The 15137-nt window shown below is 36.7% G+C and carries 13 protein-coding genes; 7 read left to right on the top strand and 6 right to left on the bottom strand.

Going from position 1 to position 15137, the window contains the following annotated elements; all coding sequences use genetic code 11:
• The first annotated feature begins 194 nt into the window (after positions 1–194).
• Positions 195–893, top strand: a complete 699-nt coding sequence (locus tag OQ292_RS05105) for a hypothetical protein (RefSeq protein ID WP_284684976.1) — start codon at positions 195–197, stop codon at positions 891–893.
• Between the two features lie 79 nt (positions 894–972).
• Here the strand turns inward: OQ292_RS05105 and OQ292_RS05100 are convergent, their stop codons facing one another.
• Entirely contained in the window at positions 973–1785 is an 813-nt protein-coding gene (locus OQ292_RS05100; protein ID WP_284684975.1) for an enoyl-ACP reductase FabI, read from the bottom strand.
• A gap of 100 nt (positions 1786–1885) precedes the next feature.
• Positions 1886–2656 (bottom strand): TatD family hydrolase, encoded by a 771-nt coding sequence (locus OQ292_RS05095; RefSeq protein ID WP_284684974.1) that lies wholly within the window; start codon positions 2654–2656, stop codon positions 1886–1888.
• Positions 2657–2889: 233 nt separating this feature from the next.
• On the opposite strand from OQ292_RS05095, the gene OQ292_RS05090 reads away from it, so the two are divergent.
• The 6 genes from OQ292_RS05090 (at position 2890) to OQ292_RS05065 (ending at position 12206) form a co-directional block, all read left to right on the top strand.
• Positions 2890–3702, top strand: coding sequence for a DUF3108 domain-containing protein (locus OQ292_RS05090; RefSeq protein ID WP_284684973.1), 813 nt, complete (start codon positions 2890–2892; stop codon positions 3700–3702).
• 353 nt (positions 3703–4055) lie between these two features.
• Entirely contained in the window at positions 4056–8480 is a 4425-nt protein-coding gene (locus tag OQ292_RS05085; RefSeq protein WP_284684972.1) for a PAS domain S-box protein, read from the top strand.
• A 32-nt stretch (positions 8481–8512) separates the two neighbouring features.
• Positions 8513–9055: a chemotaxis protein CheW gene (locus OQ292_RS05080; RefSeq protein ID WP_284684971.1), complete on the top strand. Its 543-nt coding sequence runs from the start codon at positions 8513–8515 to the stop codon at positions 9053–9055.
• 51 nt (positions 9056–9106) lie between these two features.
• The gene (locus OQ292_RS05075; protein ID WP_284684970.1) at positions 9107–9472 is read left to right on the top strand and encodes a response regulator; all 366 of its coding nucleotides are present in this window, start codon (positions 9107–9109) and stop codon (positions 9470–9472) included.
• Between the two features lie 126 nt (positions 9473–9598).
• Positions 9599–11455: a chemotaxis protein CheA gene (locus OQ292_RS05070; RefSeq protein ID WP_284684969.1), complete on the top strand. Its 1857-nt coding sequence runs from the start codon at positions 9599–9601 to the stop codon at positions 11453–11455.
• A 55-nt stretch (positions 11456–11510) separates the two neighbouring features.
• Entirely contained in the window at positions 11511–12206 is a 696-nt protein-coding gene (locus tag OQ292_RS05065; RefSeq protein WP_284684968.1) for a hypothetical protein, read from the top strand.
• A 4-nt stretch (positions 12207–12210) separates the two neighbouring features.
• Here the strand turns inward: OQ292_RS05065 and OQ292_RS05060 are convergent, their stop codons facing one another.
• From OQ292_RS05060 to OQ292_RS05045, 4 genes are read right to left on the bottom strand one after another with little or no spacing between them, the layout of a single operon-like run.
• The gene (locus OQ292_RS05060; RefSeq protein WP_284684967.1) at positions 12211–12990 is read right to left on the bottom strand and encodes an L-fucose dehydrogenase; all 780 of its coding nucleotides are present in this window, start codon (positions 12988–12990) and stop codon (positions 12211–12213) included.
• A 45-nt stretch (positions 12991–13035) separates the two neighbouring features.
• Entirely contained in the window at positions 13036–13875 is an 840-nt protein-coding gene (locus tag OQ292_RS05055) for an amidohydrolase family protein (RefSeq protein WP_284684966.1), read from the bottom strand.
• Positions 13876–13899: 24 nt separating this feature from the next.
• A complete protein-coding gene (locus OQ292_RS05050) occupies positions 13900–14235 on the bottom strand; it encodes an L-rhamnose mutarotase (RefSeq protein ID WP_284684965.1) in 336 nt (111 codons plus the stop codon).
• Positions 14236–14259: 24 nt separating this feature from the next.
• On the bottom strand, positions 14260–15111 hold the full coding sequence (locus tag OQ292_RS05045) for a fumarylacetoacetate hydrolase family protein (protein WP_284684964.1): 852 nt from the start codon (positions 15109–15111) through the stop codon (positions 14260–14262).
• Between the last annotated feature and the right edge of the window lie 26 nt (positions 15112–15137).

The following is a 15137-nucleotide window of genomic DNA, read 5'->3' as shown; positions in this document are numbered from 1 at the left end:
TCTACTCCTCCTTATGAAGTACTAATGAAATTGAAAGAATAAGCTCTGGGTAGGGGAAAATGTCTGTTTCTGCTAGAGTTAAATTAATTAATTATTGGTATTTATTTGTGTGTCTATAAATATGCATTATGTTTACGGTTACCTTAAATAAGGTATTTATTGCTATTCTAACTTCAACAATCTATCACAAAAAAATGAAAGTATTCTTATCAGCTGTATTGATGATTTTGATTTCATATAATTTACTAGCACAAGAAAATGCAGAAGAAAAGCCGAATATATTCGGTATTAAAGCAGGTATTATAGATGTCTCTCTTTACAGAGAAATAGGCCCAAATGTAGAAGTCTATTATGAGCGAGCACTTAAGCATGGTTTCTTTTTAGGATTGAATGCTGGTGTAGGTAAGTACAATAATTTTCCTGAAGAATTTAATACTTATCCAGGCAGAATACTAGATGGAGTTGGGGTGCCTGAGGCGATAGATGAGCAGATAATAGGCATGCAAGCAGATGATGCCCTTTTGTATGGATTTAATAGACGTTCTGTAACATACGGACAATTGTACCTCAAGTACCAAGCACCTATTAAGATTTTGGGTAATGGAATACATGCAATATTAGGGCTGATGCATAATCACACTGAAACAGTTAGTTTTGGTTTGGGTAATTTTTCTTATATGCATAGTGACAATAAGGTTTATGAATATGAAACCACTTATCATTTAGGGTATTATTCGAGTTTAGGATGGACAGTAGGTTTTGGGATTGAGCGAGAAATGGCAAGAGATTTTGTGTTCTCGGCAGATGCCAAGTATAACTTACTCTTTGGTTATAGACAAATGGAGGATCCTTCAGGACTAATAAGAGTGGGTATTGGTAAACGATTTAAATAATGACAATGGAAAATTTATAGATAAAAAAACTCCTTTAAGCTTAAGCTCAAAGGAGTTTTTTTGTAAATATATTTTCTAATTACTTCTTCAATTTTGCAATTAGGTCTTCTGAGAAACCAGTAGAAGAGAATCCGCCATCGTGGAAAAGGTTTTGCATAGTAACCTTTCTTGTAAGGTCAGAGAAAAGTGTGATGATGTAATCGGCACATTCTTCTGCAGAAGCATTACCTAATGGAGATAGCATTTCTGCAAAGTCCATAAACTCTTGGAACCCATCGATACCTTTACCAGCAGTAGTTACTGTAGGAGATTGAGAAATAGTGTTTACTCTTATTTTTTTAGATTTTCCTAATCTTTCACCGTAGCTTCTGGCAATAGATTCTAATACAGCTTTAGCTTGAGCCATATCGCTGTAGTGAGAAAAAGTACGCTGAGCAGCAATATAAGATAGCCCCAAAATAGAACCACCATCATTAAGTGAATCTGTTTTTTCGCCTACCTGCATTAATTTATGAAAAGAAAGTGCAGAGATGTCTATACTTTTAAGAAACCAATCGTAGTTAAGATCGCCGTATTCTTTTGATTTACGTACGTTAGGGCTCATACCGATTGAGTGAAGAACAAAATCGATTTTTCCACCTAATTTTTCTATTGATTCGGTGTATAGTTTTTCAATGTCTTCGGTAGAAGTAGCATCTGCGGGAATTACTACAGTATCGCAAGCTGCTGCCAACTCATTAATTTTTCCCATTCTCAAAGCAATAGGTGCATTGGTAAGTGTAAATGAAGCGCCTTCTTCTTTCGCTTTTAGAGCTACTTTCCAGGCAATTGAGTTTTCATCCAGAGCACCAGTAATTATGCCTCTTTTTCCTTTTAATAAATTGTATGCCATTTATCCTCAGTTTTTAAGTTCTAATATGCAATCTTACAAAATTAGATTTTCTTGTAACAATAAAAAATTATGCATGGGAGATAGATTGCTATTTATTGCTTTATATAGGCTCAGTCACAAAAAGTGCGGCTGCATTTTCATCAGTTACTTTTTCAACTTCAGCCACATCTACATCTTTTAACTCGGCAATTCGCTGTGCAATAATCGGAATATAAGAAGGCTCGTTTCTTTTTCCTCTATGTGGTTTAGGGGCAAGGTAAGGACTGTCGGTTTCTAAAAGCAAATGCTCTAAACCAATATGCGGCAGCACTTTATCCAAACCGCCGTTTTTAAAGGTTGCAACACCACCAATGCCCAATTTAAAACCGAGTTTTATAACTCTTTCGGCATCTTCTAGGTTACCAGTGAAGCAGTGTACTACGCCTGTAAGCCCTTCTTCATATACATTTTCCAACAGCTCAAGGGTTTCTTGCATCGCTTCGCGAATGTGAATTACTATGGGTAATTTGAATTTTTTAGCCCATTCGGTTTGTATTCTAAAAGCTTCTTTTTGCTGCTCAAAATGCGTTTTATCCCAATATAAGTCGATCCCCATTTCGCCTACGGCTGTAAAATGGCGTTTGTTTAGCCATTCTTCTACTATATAAAGTTCTTTTTCGAAATGCTTATCCACAGAGCATGGGTGTAGTCCCATCATACTAAAACATTTGCCTTTATATTTCTCTTCAAGCTCAAGCATACCGTCTATAGATTGGTGATCTATGTTAGGCATGTAAATTTTATTCACATTTTGTTCAAAAGCTTTTTCAAGAATTTTGTCAACATCCTGTTTAAATTTGTCTGAGTATATATGGGCGTGACTATCAGTCATGGTTATTGTCTTTTATTTAGGTTGAAAATATAAGTGCAAAGGTGAAAGATTAGGATTGAATAAAAAAAATAAATTATACCGCAATTCTAATTGTTCTCTTCAGTTTTGAAGATTGTAGTGAGTTTATCTTTGCAAATTATCCTGAAAAAACTTAAATAAGGGGCTTATCGTTTAATAGTATGAATTTGAAATAGCCTAGTTTTTTTTCAGATTTAAGACATAAACCTGAAGCTATGAGGAAATATATATTTTATATAGTAGCTGTATTATTAAGCAGCTCATTTATTGTAAAAGACGGGCACCAATACAGACAAATAAAGAATAACAGCTTTGCCCGTGGGGAGCGCTTTGTATATGAAGCGCATTATCTTGGCTTTAATGGAGGCGAGGGAGTAATTACTCTTGACGAAGACATCCATAAGGTAAATGGCCGAGATTGTTATAAAGTTGATGTACACGGAAAAACTACTGGTATGGCCTCTTGGTTTTATCAAGTAGAAGATTTGTGGCGCTCTTATATAGATACTGGAGCCATTACTTCTCAGAAATTCTTTAGAGATATTAATGAGGGTAAAAGCTACAAATTAAAAGAAACGACATTATTCGATCATAAAAATAAAAAAGGAAAGCTCAAACAAGATAAGAAGGGTAAGGTAAAGGTGAAAGAGTTTAAGTTGAAGGATTATCCTCAAGACATGATCAGTGGTTATTACTACCTTAGAACCATCGATTTTGATAATAAAAACCCTGGCGACATCATTAATATGAATGCGGTATATGAAGATACTGTCTATGATTTTAGTGTGAAGTATCTGGGGAAAGAAGTATTAAAAACCAAAGTTGGTAAAATACATACTTTTGCTTTGTCTCCAATTATGCCAGACAACAAACTTTTTGATGGTGGAGATGCTATTACATTCTGGGTGTCTGATGATAGAAATAGAGTGCCGCTTGAAGTAAAAGCCAAGATGTTTATTGCTTCGGTTAGGGTTGAGCTAGTAGATTACTCAGGACTTAAGTATCCCTTCAACTTTGCGGAAGACTAGAACTTTTCATAAAAAAAGGACACAATTATTACATGTAGTTTAACACTATATTAGTATTAAAATATAAAAGCCCCTTCTGATTCTTCAGAAGGGGCTTTTGTGTTCTGTTTCTTTAGAAATTTGACAAATAAGCTAAGCTTCTGAGTAGGGTTTTTAACTGTCTTTTGTGTTTTTTTTACAATGTGCTTTTTGGAAGCAATGGATTTAGCCTCGATTTTTGAAGAAAACCAGTCATGCAGTTAATAATTATTAATATTCATTACATCTCATACTAATTTTTATCCCTTATAAAAATCTAGAAAAAAAGTCTTGGCCGTTAGCTATACAATTATTTCATTTTTTCATAATTTGATATGGCACACGAGGAGCATAATAAGGATCAAAATTTTTCAGAAGGCTTAGCTAATGAGAGCCAAGAAATAAGTGAAAATAAACAAAAGGTTTCAACTTCCACATCATACAGCAACAGTTATAGTGACCAGTTGATAGCTGCTATCTCCAAATCTAATGGAATGGTAGAGTTTGATATGGATGGAATAATACTAAATGCCAATAAGCTTTTTCTAGATATAATAGGCTATTCTCTAGAAGAGGTTAAAAACAGGCATCATAGTACTTTTTGTGATCCTATTTATGCTAATGGTGAAGAATATAAAGAGTTTTGGGAAAAACTGGGCAGAGGTGAGTTTGATAAAGGAGTATATAAAAGGCTTACTCGCGAAGGAAAAGATGTGTGGTTAGAGGCAACTTATAATCCGATTAGAGATAAAAATGGTAAGCTCATTCGTGTAGTAAAGTTTGCCCAGGATGTAACGGAGCAATACCGTAGAACTCAAGAAGACGAAGCCAAGTTAAAAGCAATTAACTCCTCTAATGCATCCGTTGAGTTTGATCTAGACGGACATGTCTTAGCTGCCAACGATAAGTTCCTCCAATTAATGGAGTATGATTTTAAAGAAGTTTATGGCAAGCATCACCGTATTTTCTGCGATCAAGAATATACAGCTTCTAGAGAGTACGAAGCTTTTTGGATGAAACTTTCTCAAGGTGTGCATGATGAGGGAGAATATAAAAGAATTACAAAGAGCGGAAGAGAAGTTTGGTTAAATGCAACCTATAATCCGGTTTACGATTTAGATGGTAAACTGGTTAAAATAGTTAAGTACGCTGTTGATATTTCAGAGCAAGTTCACTTACAGCTCGAAATTACTAGAACCAAGACAGAGCTTGAAAGTAGGATTAGTGGTTTTAATACTGCAGCTCTAATGTCTGAGACAGACTTGTACGGTAACATCACCTTTGTAAACGATAAATTCTGTGAAATAGCAGGTTATACTCAAGAAGAACTTATTGGTAAGCCACACAGTATTGTAAGGCACCCCTCTACGCCTAAAGCTGTATTTAAAGAATTATGGGAGACCATTAAAAGCGGACGCATATTTCAGGCAGAGTATAGAAATAAGAAGAAAGATGGCGGTCATTACTGGGTAAATGCTACAATAGCTCCGGTATTAGATGAAAATGGCAAGCCGGTTAAATATATAGGTATCCGTTTCGATGTTACCAAGCAAAAAGACCAACAGCTTGAAATTGCAAGAACCAAAACAGAGCTTGAAAGTAGGGTAAGCGGCTTTAACACTGCGGCCCTAATGTCTGAAACAGATATATATGGCACAATTACATTCGTAAACGAAAAATTCTGTGAGGTAGCAGGTTATACTCAAGAAGAACTTATCGGTCAGCCACACAGTATTGTAAGACACCCTTCTACACCTAAAGCTGTATTTAAAGAATTATGGGAGACCATTAAAAGTGGACGCATATTTCAGGCAGAATATAGAAACAAGAAAAAAGATGGTGGTTACTACTGGGTAAATGCTACAATAGCTCCAGTATTAGATGAAAATGGCAAGCCGATTAAATACATAGGTATCCGTTTCGATATTACCAAACAAAAAGACCAAGAGCTGGAATTTAAGGGGATGTTAGATGGTATTGGTGAAACCAGTGCGATGGTTGAGTTTAATATGGATGGAACTATAGATGAAGTTAATCAGAAGTTTATAGAAACCATCGGCTACTCAGAAGAAGAACTAAAAGGAAAATCTCATAAAACGCTTTGTACTCCTGAGTATGCAGAAAGCACAGAATACAAGCAATTCTGGGTTAATTTGAGACAGGGTAAACCAGATAAAGGGGTTTATAAAAGAGTGAAGAAAGATGGTTCTGAAATTTGGCTAGAAGCAACTTACAACCCGATTCAAGATGTTGACGGGAACTTCTACAAAGTAGTGAAATACGCACAGGATGTAACAATGAGACGTTTGGCTAACAGTGAAAACCGTGGTAAACTAGCAGCGATCTCTCAGTCGAATCTTGTGGCAGAGTTTAACTTAGAAGGAAATATAATTTATATAAATGATGCTTTTTTAAAGCAGACTGGCTATAGAGAAGAGGAATTATTAGGTAAGCATCACCGTACATTGTGTTTATCAGAATATACCAATAGTCCTGAATACAAAGAGTTCTGGGCAAGACTTAAGAATGGGCAATTTGATAAGGGAGTTTATAAAAGAGTAAAGAAGGACGGAACGGAAATGTGGTTGGAAGCAACTTACAATCCAATTGCAGATGATGAAGGCAGGTTGATGAAGGTAGTAAAATATGCACAAGATGTAACAGAAAGACGCCTTACTAACAGTGAAAACCGTGGTAAACTGGCAGCGATTTCTTCATCTAACTTGGTGGCAGAATTTGACTTAGATGGGAATGTGATATTTGCAAACGATAGTTTCTTGAGTAACATGGGTTATTCTCAAGATGAGTTGTTAGGTAAACATCACCGTACATTGTGTCTACCAGAATATACAAATTCTCTTGAATACAGAGAGTTCTGGGCAAAACTTAGAAAAGGACAATTCGATAAAGGGGTTTATAAAAGAGTTACCAAAGGAGGTGCTGAGGTTTGGTTAGAGGCAACTTACAACCCAATTGCAGATGACGAAGGCAATTTGATGAAGGTGGTAAAATTCGCACAGAATGTAACTAAACGTCGTCTCAATAACAGCGAAAACCGTGGTAAACTAGCCGCGATTGATAAATCTTCTGGTTCAATAGAGTTTAATATGGCGGGTGAAATTACCAGCGTGAACGACAACTTTATTAACCTACTAGGCTATAGTAGAGAAGAATTAGTTGGTTGGCATCACAGCATGTTGTGTGATCCTGAGTATGCAAGTAGCGATGTCTATAAGCAGTTCTGGAACAGACTAAATCGAGGTGAATTTATTGGTGGTGAATTTCAACGTGTGGGTAAAGGAGGAAAAGAAATATGGATACAGGCCACTTACAACCCGATTAAAGACGACGATGGCAATTTGCTAAAAGTTGTAAAATACGCACAAGATGTAACAGACTTTAAGGTATCATTTAATGCATTAAGTACATTCCTTGATGAATTGACAAAAGGTAATTTTGACTCAGAACTTGATCTTAAGAACCTGAATATGTCTGGTGACCTTGCCAACATGATTCAAAACAACCTTGAGCTTCGCGATAACTTAAAAACGATCATCTCAGAAATACAAAGAGTTGTGGTGTTAGCAGGTAACGAAGGAAACCTACAAGAAAGATTAAATGAAGAAGGGAGAGAAGGTGCATGGAAAGACCTCATTGGTTCTATAAACGAGTTGTTGAGATCTATTTCCGAACCAGTTATGGATATTCAGGAAATTATTGATGCGCTATCTAAAGGTGATTTAACACATAAATACTCTGGGAAGGCCGCTGGTGAAATTGAAAAAATGATTACTGGTCTTAACTCTGCAATGCTCAATTTGAATACACTACTACGAGACATTGAGCAGAGTTCAGAAACTGTAGGAACATCTTCGATACTTATGCAGAATAAGTTTGAGAAGATGCAGGAAAATACACGCGAGGTAATTCTGGCAATTAAGCAGATATCAGAAGGTATGCAAGAGCAGGTGGCCAGAACAGACGAATCTTCTAAACTGGTAGATGGTATCTTAAGATCATCAGAAACCATGGGTAATAAATCTGATATCATTAATAAATCGGCAGAAACTGGTATGACCAATAGCCAGAGTGGTATGTCGATTATTGAGATGCTGGTGAAAAACATGACAGAGATATCAACCTCTGCTAAATCCACCTCCGTTACAATTGATGTACTTACCAGTAGATCAGAGGAGATTTCGAGAACTCTAAACGTAATTACAGACATTGCGCAACAAACCAACTTGCTAGCACTTAACGCAGCGATTGAGGCAGCAAGAGCGGGTGATGCAGGTCGTGGTTTCGCAGTAGTAGCAGAAGAGATTAGAAAACTGGCGGAAGATTCAAGAAAATCTGCTGTAGATATCGATAGGGTGGTAAAAGATGTGCAGAAAGACGTTTCCTCAGCGAGTCGAGCTATTACTCAAATGGAAGACAACGTAAACAACGGTAACGAAGCGACCATTAAAGCAGAAAAAGTATTCGACAACATTCTTAAGTCTAGTCAAGAAACATTTGACCTCTCTAAAGAAGTATTGGATGCAGCGAATAATCAGAAAGAAGCAATTAGTGTAATTGCGAAGAACATTGAACGTATCGTAGCAGTATCTGAAGAAACAGCACAAGGAACAGAAGAAGTGTCTGCTGCTGCTGAAGACCTTAACACTGCAATGATTGAAGTGGGTGGTGCAGCGAACTCAGTATCTGAAGTATCGAATAAACTGAAAGATGGTATTTCTAGATTCAAACTAGAAGAATAAGAGTGTCTCGCAGGAATAGATAAGCTATTGTTATGACAGATAATTTATTGAATAAAAAAGAGCTTTTTCTTAAAAAAGACAAGGATAATGGGCAGGAAGAGCATGTAGACCGTTCCCAGATTGTGGTATTTAAGTTGGGTGGTGAAGAATATGCCATGATGATCGATGAGATTAAAGAGGTGGTTGTTACGCCTAATATTGCCAAAATTCCTTTAATGCCTTCTTACATCAAAGGAGTGGCAAATGTGCGTGGAAACATTCTGGCAGTACTCGATCTGGAAGAAAAATTCGGGTTGATGAAAGAGGAAAAAGATAAGAATAAGAAAAACTATATTCTGGTAGTAGAGAGCGATAAGTATAAAATGGCAATTTTGGTACAAGAAGTACCTAATACCCTTAATATACTCGACTCACAAATAGATAACTCTCCTAATGTAGTAATTGGTGAAGAAGGCGATAAAGACTTTATCAAAGGTTTAGTAAGACTAGAGAACAGGCTTATTATTCTTTTAGACATATTCAGTATTGTTTCAAAAGACATTTTGCAGGCTGGCAGTGAAGAGTTAAGTGCTTAAAACAAATCTATTTCATTTAATAAATTTTAAAAATTCAGAAAAAATCCAAGTATGAGTAAGACAGTTCTTATAGTTGATGATTCATTGTATATGCGTACTTTAATTAAAGATGCGCTAGAAGAAGCAGGATTTAGCATTGTTGGTCAGGCAGCTGATGGCGAAACAGCTGTTGATTTGGCATTAGAGCTTAATCCAGAAATTATCACACTAGACAATATTTTGCCAGATATGCTCGGGCTTGATATCATTAAAACGCTAAAAGCAGAAGGTAACGCTTCAAGAATTGTAATGGTAAGTGCAGTTGGTCAGCAATCTGTTATTAATGCAGGTATAGAGCTTGGCGCTAGCGATTATATCGTAAAGCCATTTACTTCAGAGAAATTACTCGAAGTAGTAAATAAAGTAGCCGCAGCTTAAGGTTGCGAGTTTTACAATAATCAAGCTATAATTCATAAGTGATATAAGAGATTGTTTAATCTCCGCTATTTGGAAAATAGTTATCCAGCTTAAAAAGGCTTATTTTTTTGAATTTTTCAAGGTAAGATGAAATCGAAAGAAGACGAGTTAAAACAAATTTTTTATGCAGAAGCACTGGATCAGTTTGAAGAGCTGAACCGGCTGTTTATCGTTTTGGAGAAAAACCATGATGATAAGCAGTCGGTAAATGCTATTTTCCGAATTACCCACACTTTAAAAGCAAATGCTGCTGGTATGGGATTCGACGGAATTGCAACTCTTTCTCATCTGCTAGAGGATATTTTTAGCGAAATAAAAAATGGACGTTTGTCTCTTAATCAAGATACCTTTAACGATCTTTTTAGAGCAAACGACAAACTTGGAGAGCTGATCGAAGCTGTAACATCAACCTCAGAAAAGCAGGTGCGTTACAAAGGTTTGGTTGCCAAGTTAAAAGTAATATTGAGTGAGTCTAGAGGAGAAGAACGTGTACAAAAAGCTTCTAGAGATTATGTAGCAGAGAGAGAGGCGCAAGCGACTACAGAATCTAAGAAAGAAGAAGAGTTTGTTACCAAAGATGAAACTCCAAAATCAGAAACTACCAATACACAAGAAAAAGAAAATGCTCCTGAACCCGTAAGTAAATTAATACCTAAGGAGCCAATTATTGAAGAAGAACAACCTGTTGTAGAAGAACCTTCTGCCCCAAAAATTTCTTTTTCAGACCTAATTCAGGTGCCTGTACAAAAGCTCGATAATCTATTGAACCTAGTGGGAGAGTTAGCTATCGAAAAAGACCGTATAGCAGCAAACCACAAAGGGCGAGGTAGTGAATATGCCAGATTATATAGAGTAACTTCAGATTTACAGTATTCTGTAATGGGAGTGCGACTGGTACAGGTAAATGTTTTGTTCCAGAAGTTTCATCGTATTGTGCGTGATGTAGCCGCATTGGAGAGCAAGAAGGTAAACTTAGTACTGGAAGGTACCGATATAGAAATTGACCGAAACATTCTGCAGATTATTAGTGATTCTCTCATCCACTTAGTGAGAAATGCTATTAGTCATGGTATAGAAACCACAGATGCAAGAACTAAAAATAGTAAGCCCGAAGCCGGAACGCTTACACTTTCAGCCAGCAATGAAAAAGACCATGTAATTATCAATGTGATCGACGATGGAAAGGGAATTGATGCAGCAGCAATCAGAAAAAAAGTGATTGCCAAAGGATTGCTTCCTGAGCGTAGTGCTATGCAAACATCAGATCACGACATAGTAAAATTTATTTTTGAACCTGGTTTTTCCAGTGTCGAAAAAGTAACTCAAATTTCGGGTAGAGGCGTAGGGATGGATGTGGTTAAAAAGGCCCTCGATTCCATTGGCGGAAAAATAGAGTTATCAACTAAAAAAGGAAAGGGTACAACATTTCGCTTGTTACTACCATCTTCAATGGCAGTAAAAAATGCCTTGTTGTTTGAGTTAAACAATGCAGAGTTTGCCATTCCACTTTCTTTTACAGAAGCCGTAGTTTCTCTTTATAAGAAAGATGTACACAAGGTTTCTGGAGGTTTGGTATCAAGTTATCTAGAGCAGAATATGTCGGTAATTTTTCTAAAAGATATATTTAATCTAGAGCGTATCGAAGATGTAAGAGAGCCTCATGTTTTGCATAAAAGCTTTGATCAGACAAAGAATGATACTAAGCTTAATATAATTATAGTTAAATTTAATGAGCGACTGGTTGGGCTGGTAGTAGACAAATTACTACAGCAAAAAGAGATTATAGAAAAGACTCTAAGTCAACCAGTAGATAATGCCTATTTCATTAGCGGAGCTACTATACTTGGTAATGGTAATGTGTGTTTAGTGCTGGATATTCCAGGTACATTAAACCTCTTATTTAATCCAGTAAAGTTTGGTAGTTACGATTACGCAACGATATAGTTTTTACTAGAAGTTTATAAGATATCAGTAAAGGAACGGAAACAGTATCACAGTAATGAAAAAAATATTTTCAGAAAAGGAAGTTACCCTGATTAGTGATGTAACACACATAGCATTAGGAAATGCAGGTAGTTCTGTGGCAAAAATGGTAAGGGATGAGTTTCTTATCAAAGATGTTGAAATAGCATCCGAAACACCTGAAAGTCAATTTAGATTAAAGGATAACTACGAGAAATACCATGTGTTGTTTACTGAAGTTGTAGGTGATCTTTTAGCTGCTACTTATTTGCTGATTTCGCCCGAAGTTGAAAATATTCTTTGCGGTGTACTTTTACCAGATAGTATGTTAGGAAGGGCGGAAATGAGAGAGGCTGCATTATTAGAAATAGATAACATTGTAATTGCAGCAATGGTAACTAAGTTTTCTGAGGTTTTAGGTCAAAATATACATGGAGATGTTCCTTCGTCTCAAGTGTGTACCAGAGATGAATTGGAAGCCATAGTCAACCAAAAGCATCTTGAAATAGATACTTCTTTATCTTTTAGAGGAAAAATTACCACTTTTTACAAAGGTATTTGTATTGAGTTTGTGTGTTTGTTTGATGAAACTGTAGTAGAGGCTATCAAAAGCTTCGATTTTGATAGTAAAAAACAGTTAAAGGGTAAACTGGCTACTGCTGATGCTATTAAGCAAGAAGAGGAGCCAGAGGCTAAAGGTGTTGCTGCTTTTTTAAAGAAAATATTCAATTAAAACACTATATAGAACGATCTAAGTGCGTGTATCCTCCATCTACATAAAGATGCTGCCCTGTAATATGAGAAGCTCTTTGTGAGGCTACAAATACAACCATATTAGCGAGTTCTTCACTGGTAGTCATTCTTTTGCCAAGTGGAATTTTATCTGTTACAGTTTTTAGTTTTGCTTCCGGATTAGGGAATGTGTTAATCCAGTTTTTGTAAGATTCTGTCCAAGCTTCTGCAGGAATTACCTCATTCACCCGGATTTCATAATCTAGTAAATCTACTGCCCACTCTCTGGTTAAGCCTTGTATAGCTCCTTTTGCGGCTGCGTAGCCAGAGGTTTTACCCTGACCAAGGTTCGCTACTTTAGAGCCGATATTTACAATATTTCCTTTAGATTTAATAAGTGCTTGCTTGGCAAAATGAACCATGGCATAATAATGCACCAAATTACCATTTAGCGATGCGATAAAAGCTTCTGGGCCTGCGTCTAAATCTACAGTATCGTTACCGCCAGCATTATTTACCAATATATCTATACTGCCAAATTTAGCTAGTGTAGCGTCTACGATTTCTTTACAGTTTTGTGGTTGGGCGAGGTCGACTCCAATTCCTAAACTTTCTGCACCAAACTTTTCTGTAATTTCTTGAGCTTTAAGGCTAGCCCTTTCCTGATTTCTGCCGGTAATAACTGTGTGAGCGCCTTCTGCGGCAAAAGCAACAGCAATGGCTTCGCCAATGCCCTGAGTGCTTCCTGTAATAATTGCTACTTTGTTTTCAAGAAAGAGATTCATAAGAATTTTATAATAATAAATAAAAAAATATCTCTTATTTGTAGTTTAGCTGTTATTGCGATTTAGGTAAAACTCAGCTGCGTTATTGCCCATTATGTCAGCTTTTTCTGTTGGTGAAAAGCCCTGTATGTATGATTGTATAATATCGATTACTTGTTCGTATGAGGCTGCTAGTTTGCATACTGGCCAGTCAGAACCAACCATAACGCGGTGAGTATCAAAAGCCTCAAAAATTACATCGAGGTAAGGAGTAAGGTCTGTTTTTTTCCAGTTTTTCCAGTGAGCTTCAGTTACTAAACCAGAAATCTTACAGTAAACGTTCGGAAACTCTGCCAGTTTTTGAATATATTCGTTCCATGGGCTGAGTTCATGTCTTATAATTAAAGGCTTGGCAATATGGTCGATCACAAATGGCTGATCTGGAAAAGCTTCTACAAACTTTAGTGCTACTGGTAATTGCTTTTCGAAGATGAGGATATCGTAAGTAAGGTTGTATTGTTTCAGTTTATTTATACCTCTTTTAAAATCTTCTCTTAACAGAAATTCGTCATCAGGCTCATCTTGAACTACATGTCGTAAGCCGCAAAACTTTGGCTGTTTACTGTAATGAGCGAGCCTTTCGTCAATATTATCGGCTCTTAAATCTAACCATCCTACTACGCCTTTAATAAAATCGTTGTTGTCGGCTAAGTTTAGTAGGAAATCATTTTCTGCTTCGCTTTGATCTGCTTGCACAGCAATGCATCCATTAAAGCTCTTTTTTTTGAGTTCGGGTTTAAGGTCCTCTGGTAAAAAATCTCGTTTGAGCACAGCCATGCTGTCATTAATCCACGAATGAGTAATCGGGCTGTAACGCCAGAAATGTTGGTGTGCATCAATTTTCATATTTACCAGAGGTTTTATTTTGTGTTATTCTAAATCAAATACTTGTTCCATCATTGCCCATTTTTCGCCCGGGCTGGCTTCTTCTACAGATTCTTGGTATTCTCCCATCTGATCTTCCCATTCCTGACATCTCGGGTGTAATTCTAGATATTTTGGGAAGTCTCTCTCAGGCACAAACTCATCAGCTGCAGTTGCATACATAAAAAGCCTTCTGCCCAAAAGAAATATTTTCATCTCAAGAATACCAACTTGCTTTAATGCTTCACTTACTTCCGGCCAAATTTCACTGTGGTATTTTTTATACTTCGCTATTACTTCCGGATCATCTTTTAGATTTACTGTTTGAGCAAAAACTTTCATAATGTTTATTGGAATTTATCGTGCTTATTCAAATGCTTTAGCAGTTTGTTTTGAGCTGCCAAGCCCATCAATACCAAGTTCTACTACATCGCCAGGTTTTAAATATACCGGAGGGGTCATTCCTAAACCAACACCAGCCGGAGTTCCTGTAGAGATAATATCGCCCGGTTGCAGAGTCATAAAATTGCTCAGGTAGCTAATAGAGGTAGGTATATCAAAAATGAAGTTAGAGGTGCTTCCATCTTGCATAGTTTCGCCATTTACAGTTAACCATAGTTTAAGGTTGTGCACATCTTCTATTTCATCCTTAGTGGCTATAAAAGGACCTAAAGGTGCAAAAGTATCACAGCTTTTACCTTTTACCCATTGTCCGCCACGCTCTATTTGGAATGCTCTTTCACTATAGTCGTTATGCAGACAGTAACCAGCGATGTAATCCATGGCATCTTCTTTAGAAACATAAGAAGCTTTTTTGCCAATTACCACAGCAAGCTCAACTTCCCAGTCAGTTTTTTCACTACCTTTTGGGATAACTAAATCGTCGTTAGGGCCAACAATGGCAGAGGTAGCTTTAAAGAAAATAACAGGCTCTTTCGGAAGGTCCATATTACTTTCTTTTGCATGGTCGGCATAGTTAAGGCCGATGCATATCATTTTTGAAGGTCTGAAAACCGGAGCTCCCAGTCTTTCAGTTTCAGGAATTTCTGGGCAACTAGCTGTTTGTTTTTCAAGCCATGCAGCTAAACGGTTTATGCCATCATTAGCAAAGAAATCTTGTGTATAATCTTCACCAAAACTGCTAACATCGAGTTTCTTTCCATCCAGAATTACGCCTGGTTTTTCTGTTCCAACAGCACCAAATCTGATTAGTTTCATTGTGTTATAAGTGGTTTATAAATTAA

This window comes from Chondrinema litorale (genome assembly GCF_026250525.1).
GTDB classification, from domain to species: domain Bacteria; phylum Bacteroidota; class Bacteroidia; order Cytophagales; family Flammeovirgaceae; genus Chondrinema; species Chondrinema litorale.
Note: the sequence above shows the minus strand (reverse complement) of the source record. Positions and strands in the feature narration are given on the sequence as shown.

Bases quoted from the DNA above. Each gene is read 5' to 3' on its own strand.
- OQ292_RS05065 (WP_284684968.1), top strand. From the start codon at position 11,511: ATGAAAAAAATATTTTCAGAAAAGGAAGTTACCCTGATTAGTGATGTA.
- OQ292_RS05095 (WP_284684974.1), bottom strand. From the start codon at position 2,656: ATGACTGATAGTCACGCCCATATATACTCAGACAAATTTAAACAGGAT.
- OQ292_RS05075 (WP_284684970.1), top strand. From the start codon at position 9,107: ATGAGTAAGACAGTTCTTATAGTTGATGATTCATTGTATATGCGTACT.
- OQ292_RS05105 (WP_284684976.1), top strand. From the start codon at position 195: ATGAAAGTATTCTTATCAGCTGTATTGATGATTTTGATTTCATATAAT.
- OQ292_RS05045 (WP_284684964.1), bottom strand. From the start codon at position 15,111: ATGAAACTAATCAGATTTGGTGCTGTTGGAACAGAAAAACCAGGCGTA.
- OQ292_RS05050 (WP_284684965.1), bottom strand. From the start codon at position 14,235: ATGAAAGTTTTTGCTCAAACAGTAAATCTAAAAGATGATCCGGAAGTA.
- OQ292_RS05085 (WP_284684972.1), top strand. From the start codon at position 4,056: ATGGCACACGAGGAGCATAATAAGGATCAAAATTTTTCAGAAGGCTTA.
- OQ292_RS05100 (WP_284684975.1), bottom strand. From the start codon at position 1,785: ATGGCATACAATTTATTAAAAGGAAAAAGAGGCATAATTACTGGTGCT.
- OQ292_RS05090 (WP_284684973.1), top strand. From the start codon at position 2,890: ATGAGGAAATATATATTTTATATAGTAGCTGTATTATTAAGCAGCTCA.
- OQ292_RS05060 (WP_284684967.1), bottom strand. From the start codon at position 12,990: ATGAATCTCTTTCTTGAAAACAAAGTAGCAATTATTACAGGAAGCACT.
- OQ292_RS05070 (WP_284684969.1), top strand. From the start codon at position 9,599: ATGAAATCGAAAGAAGACGAGTTAAAACAAATTTTTTATGCAGAAGCA.
- OQ292_RS05080 (WP_284684971.1), top strand. From the start codon at position 8,513: ATGACAGATAATTTATTGAATAAAAAAGAGCTTTTTCTTAAAAAAGAC.
- OQ292_RS05055 (WP_284684966.1), bottom strand. From the start codon at position 13,875: ATGAAAATTGATGCACACCAACATTTCTGGCGTTACAGCCCGATTACT.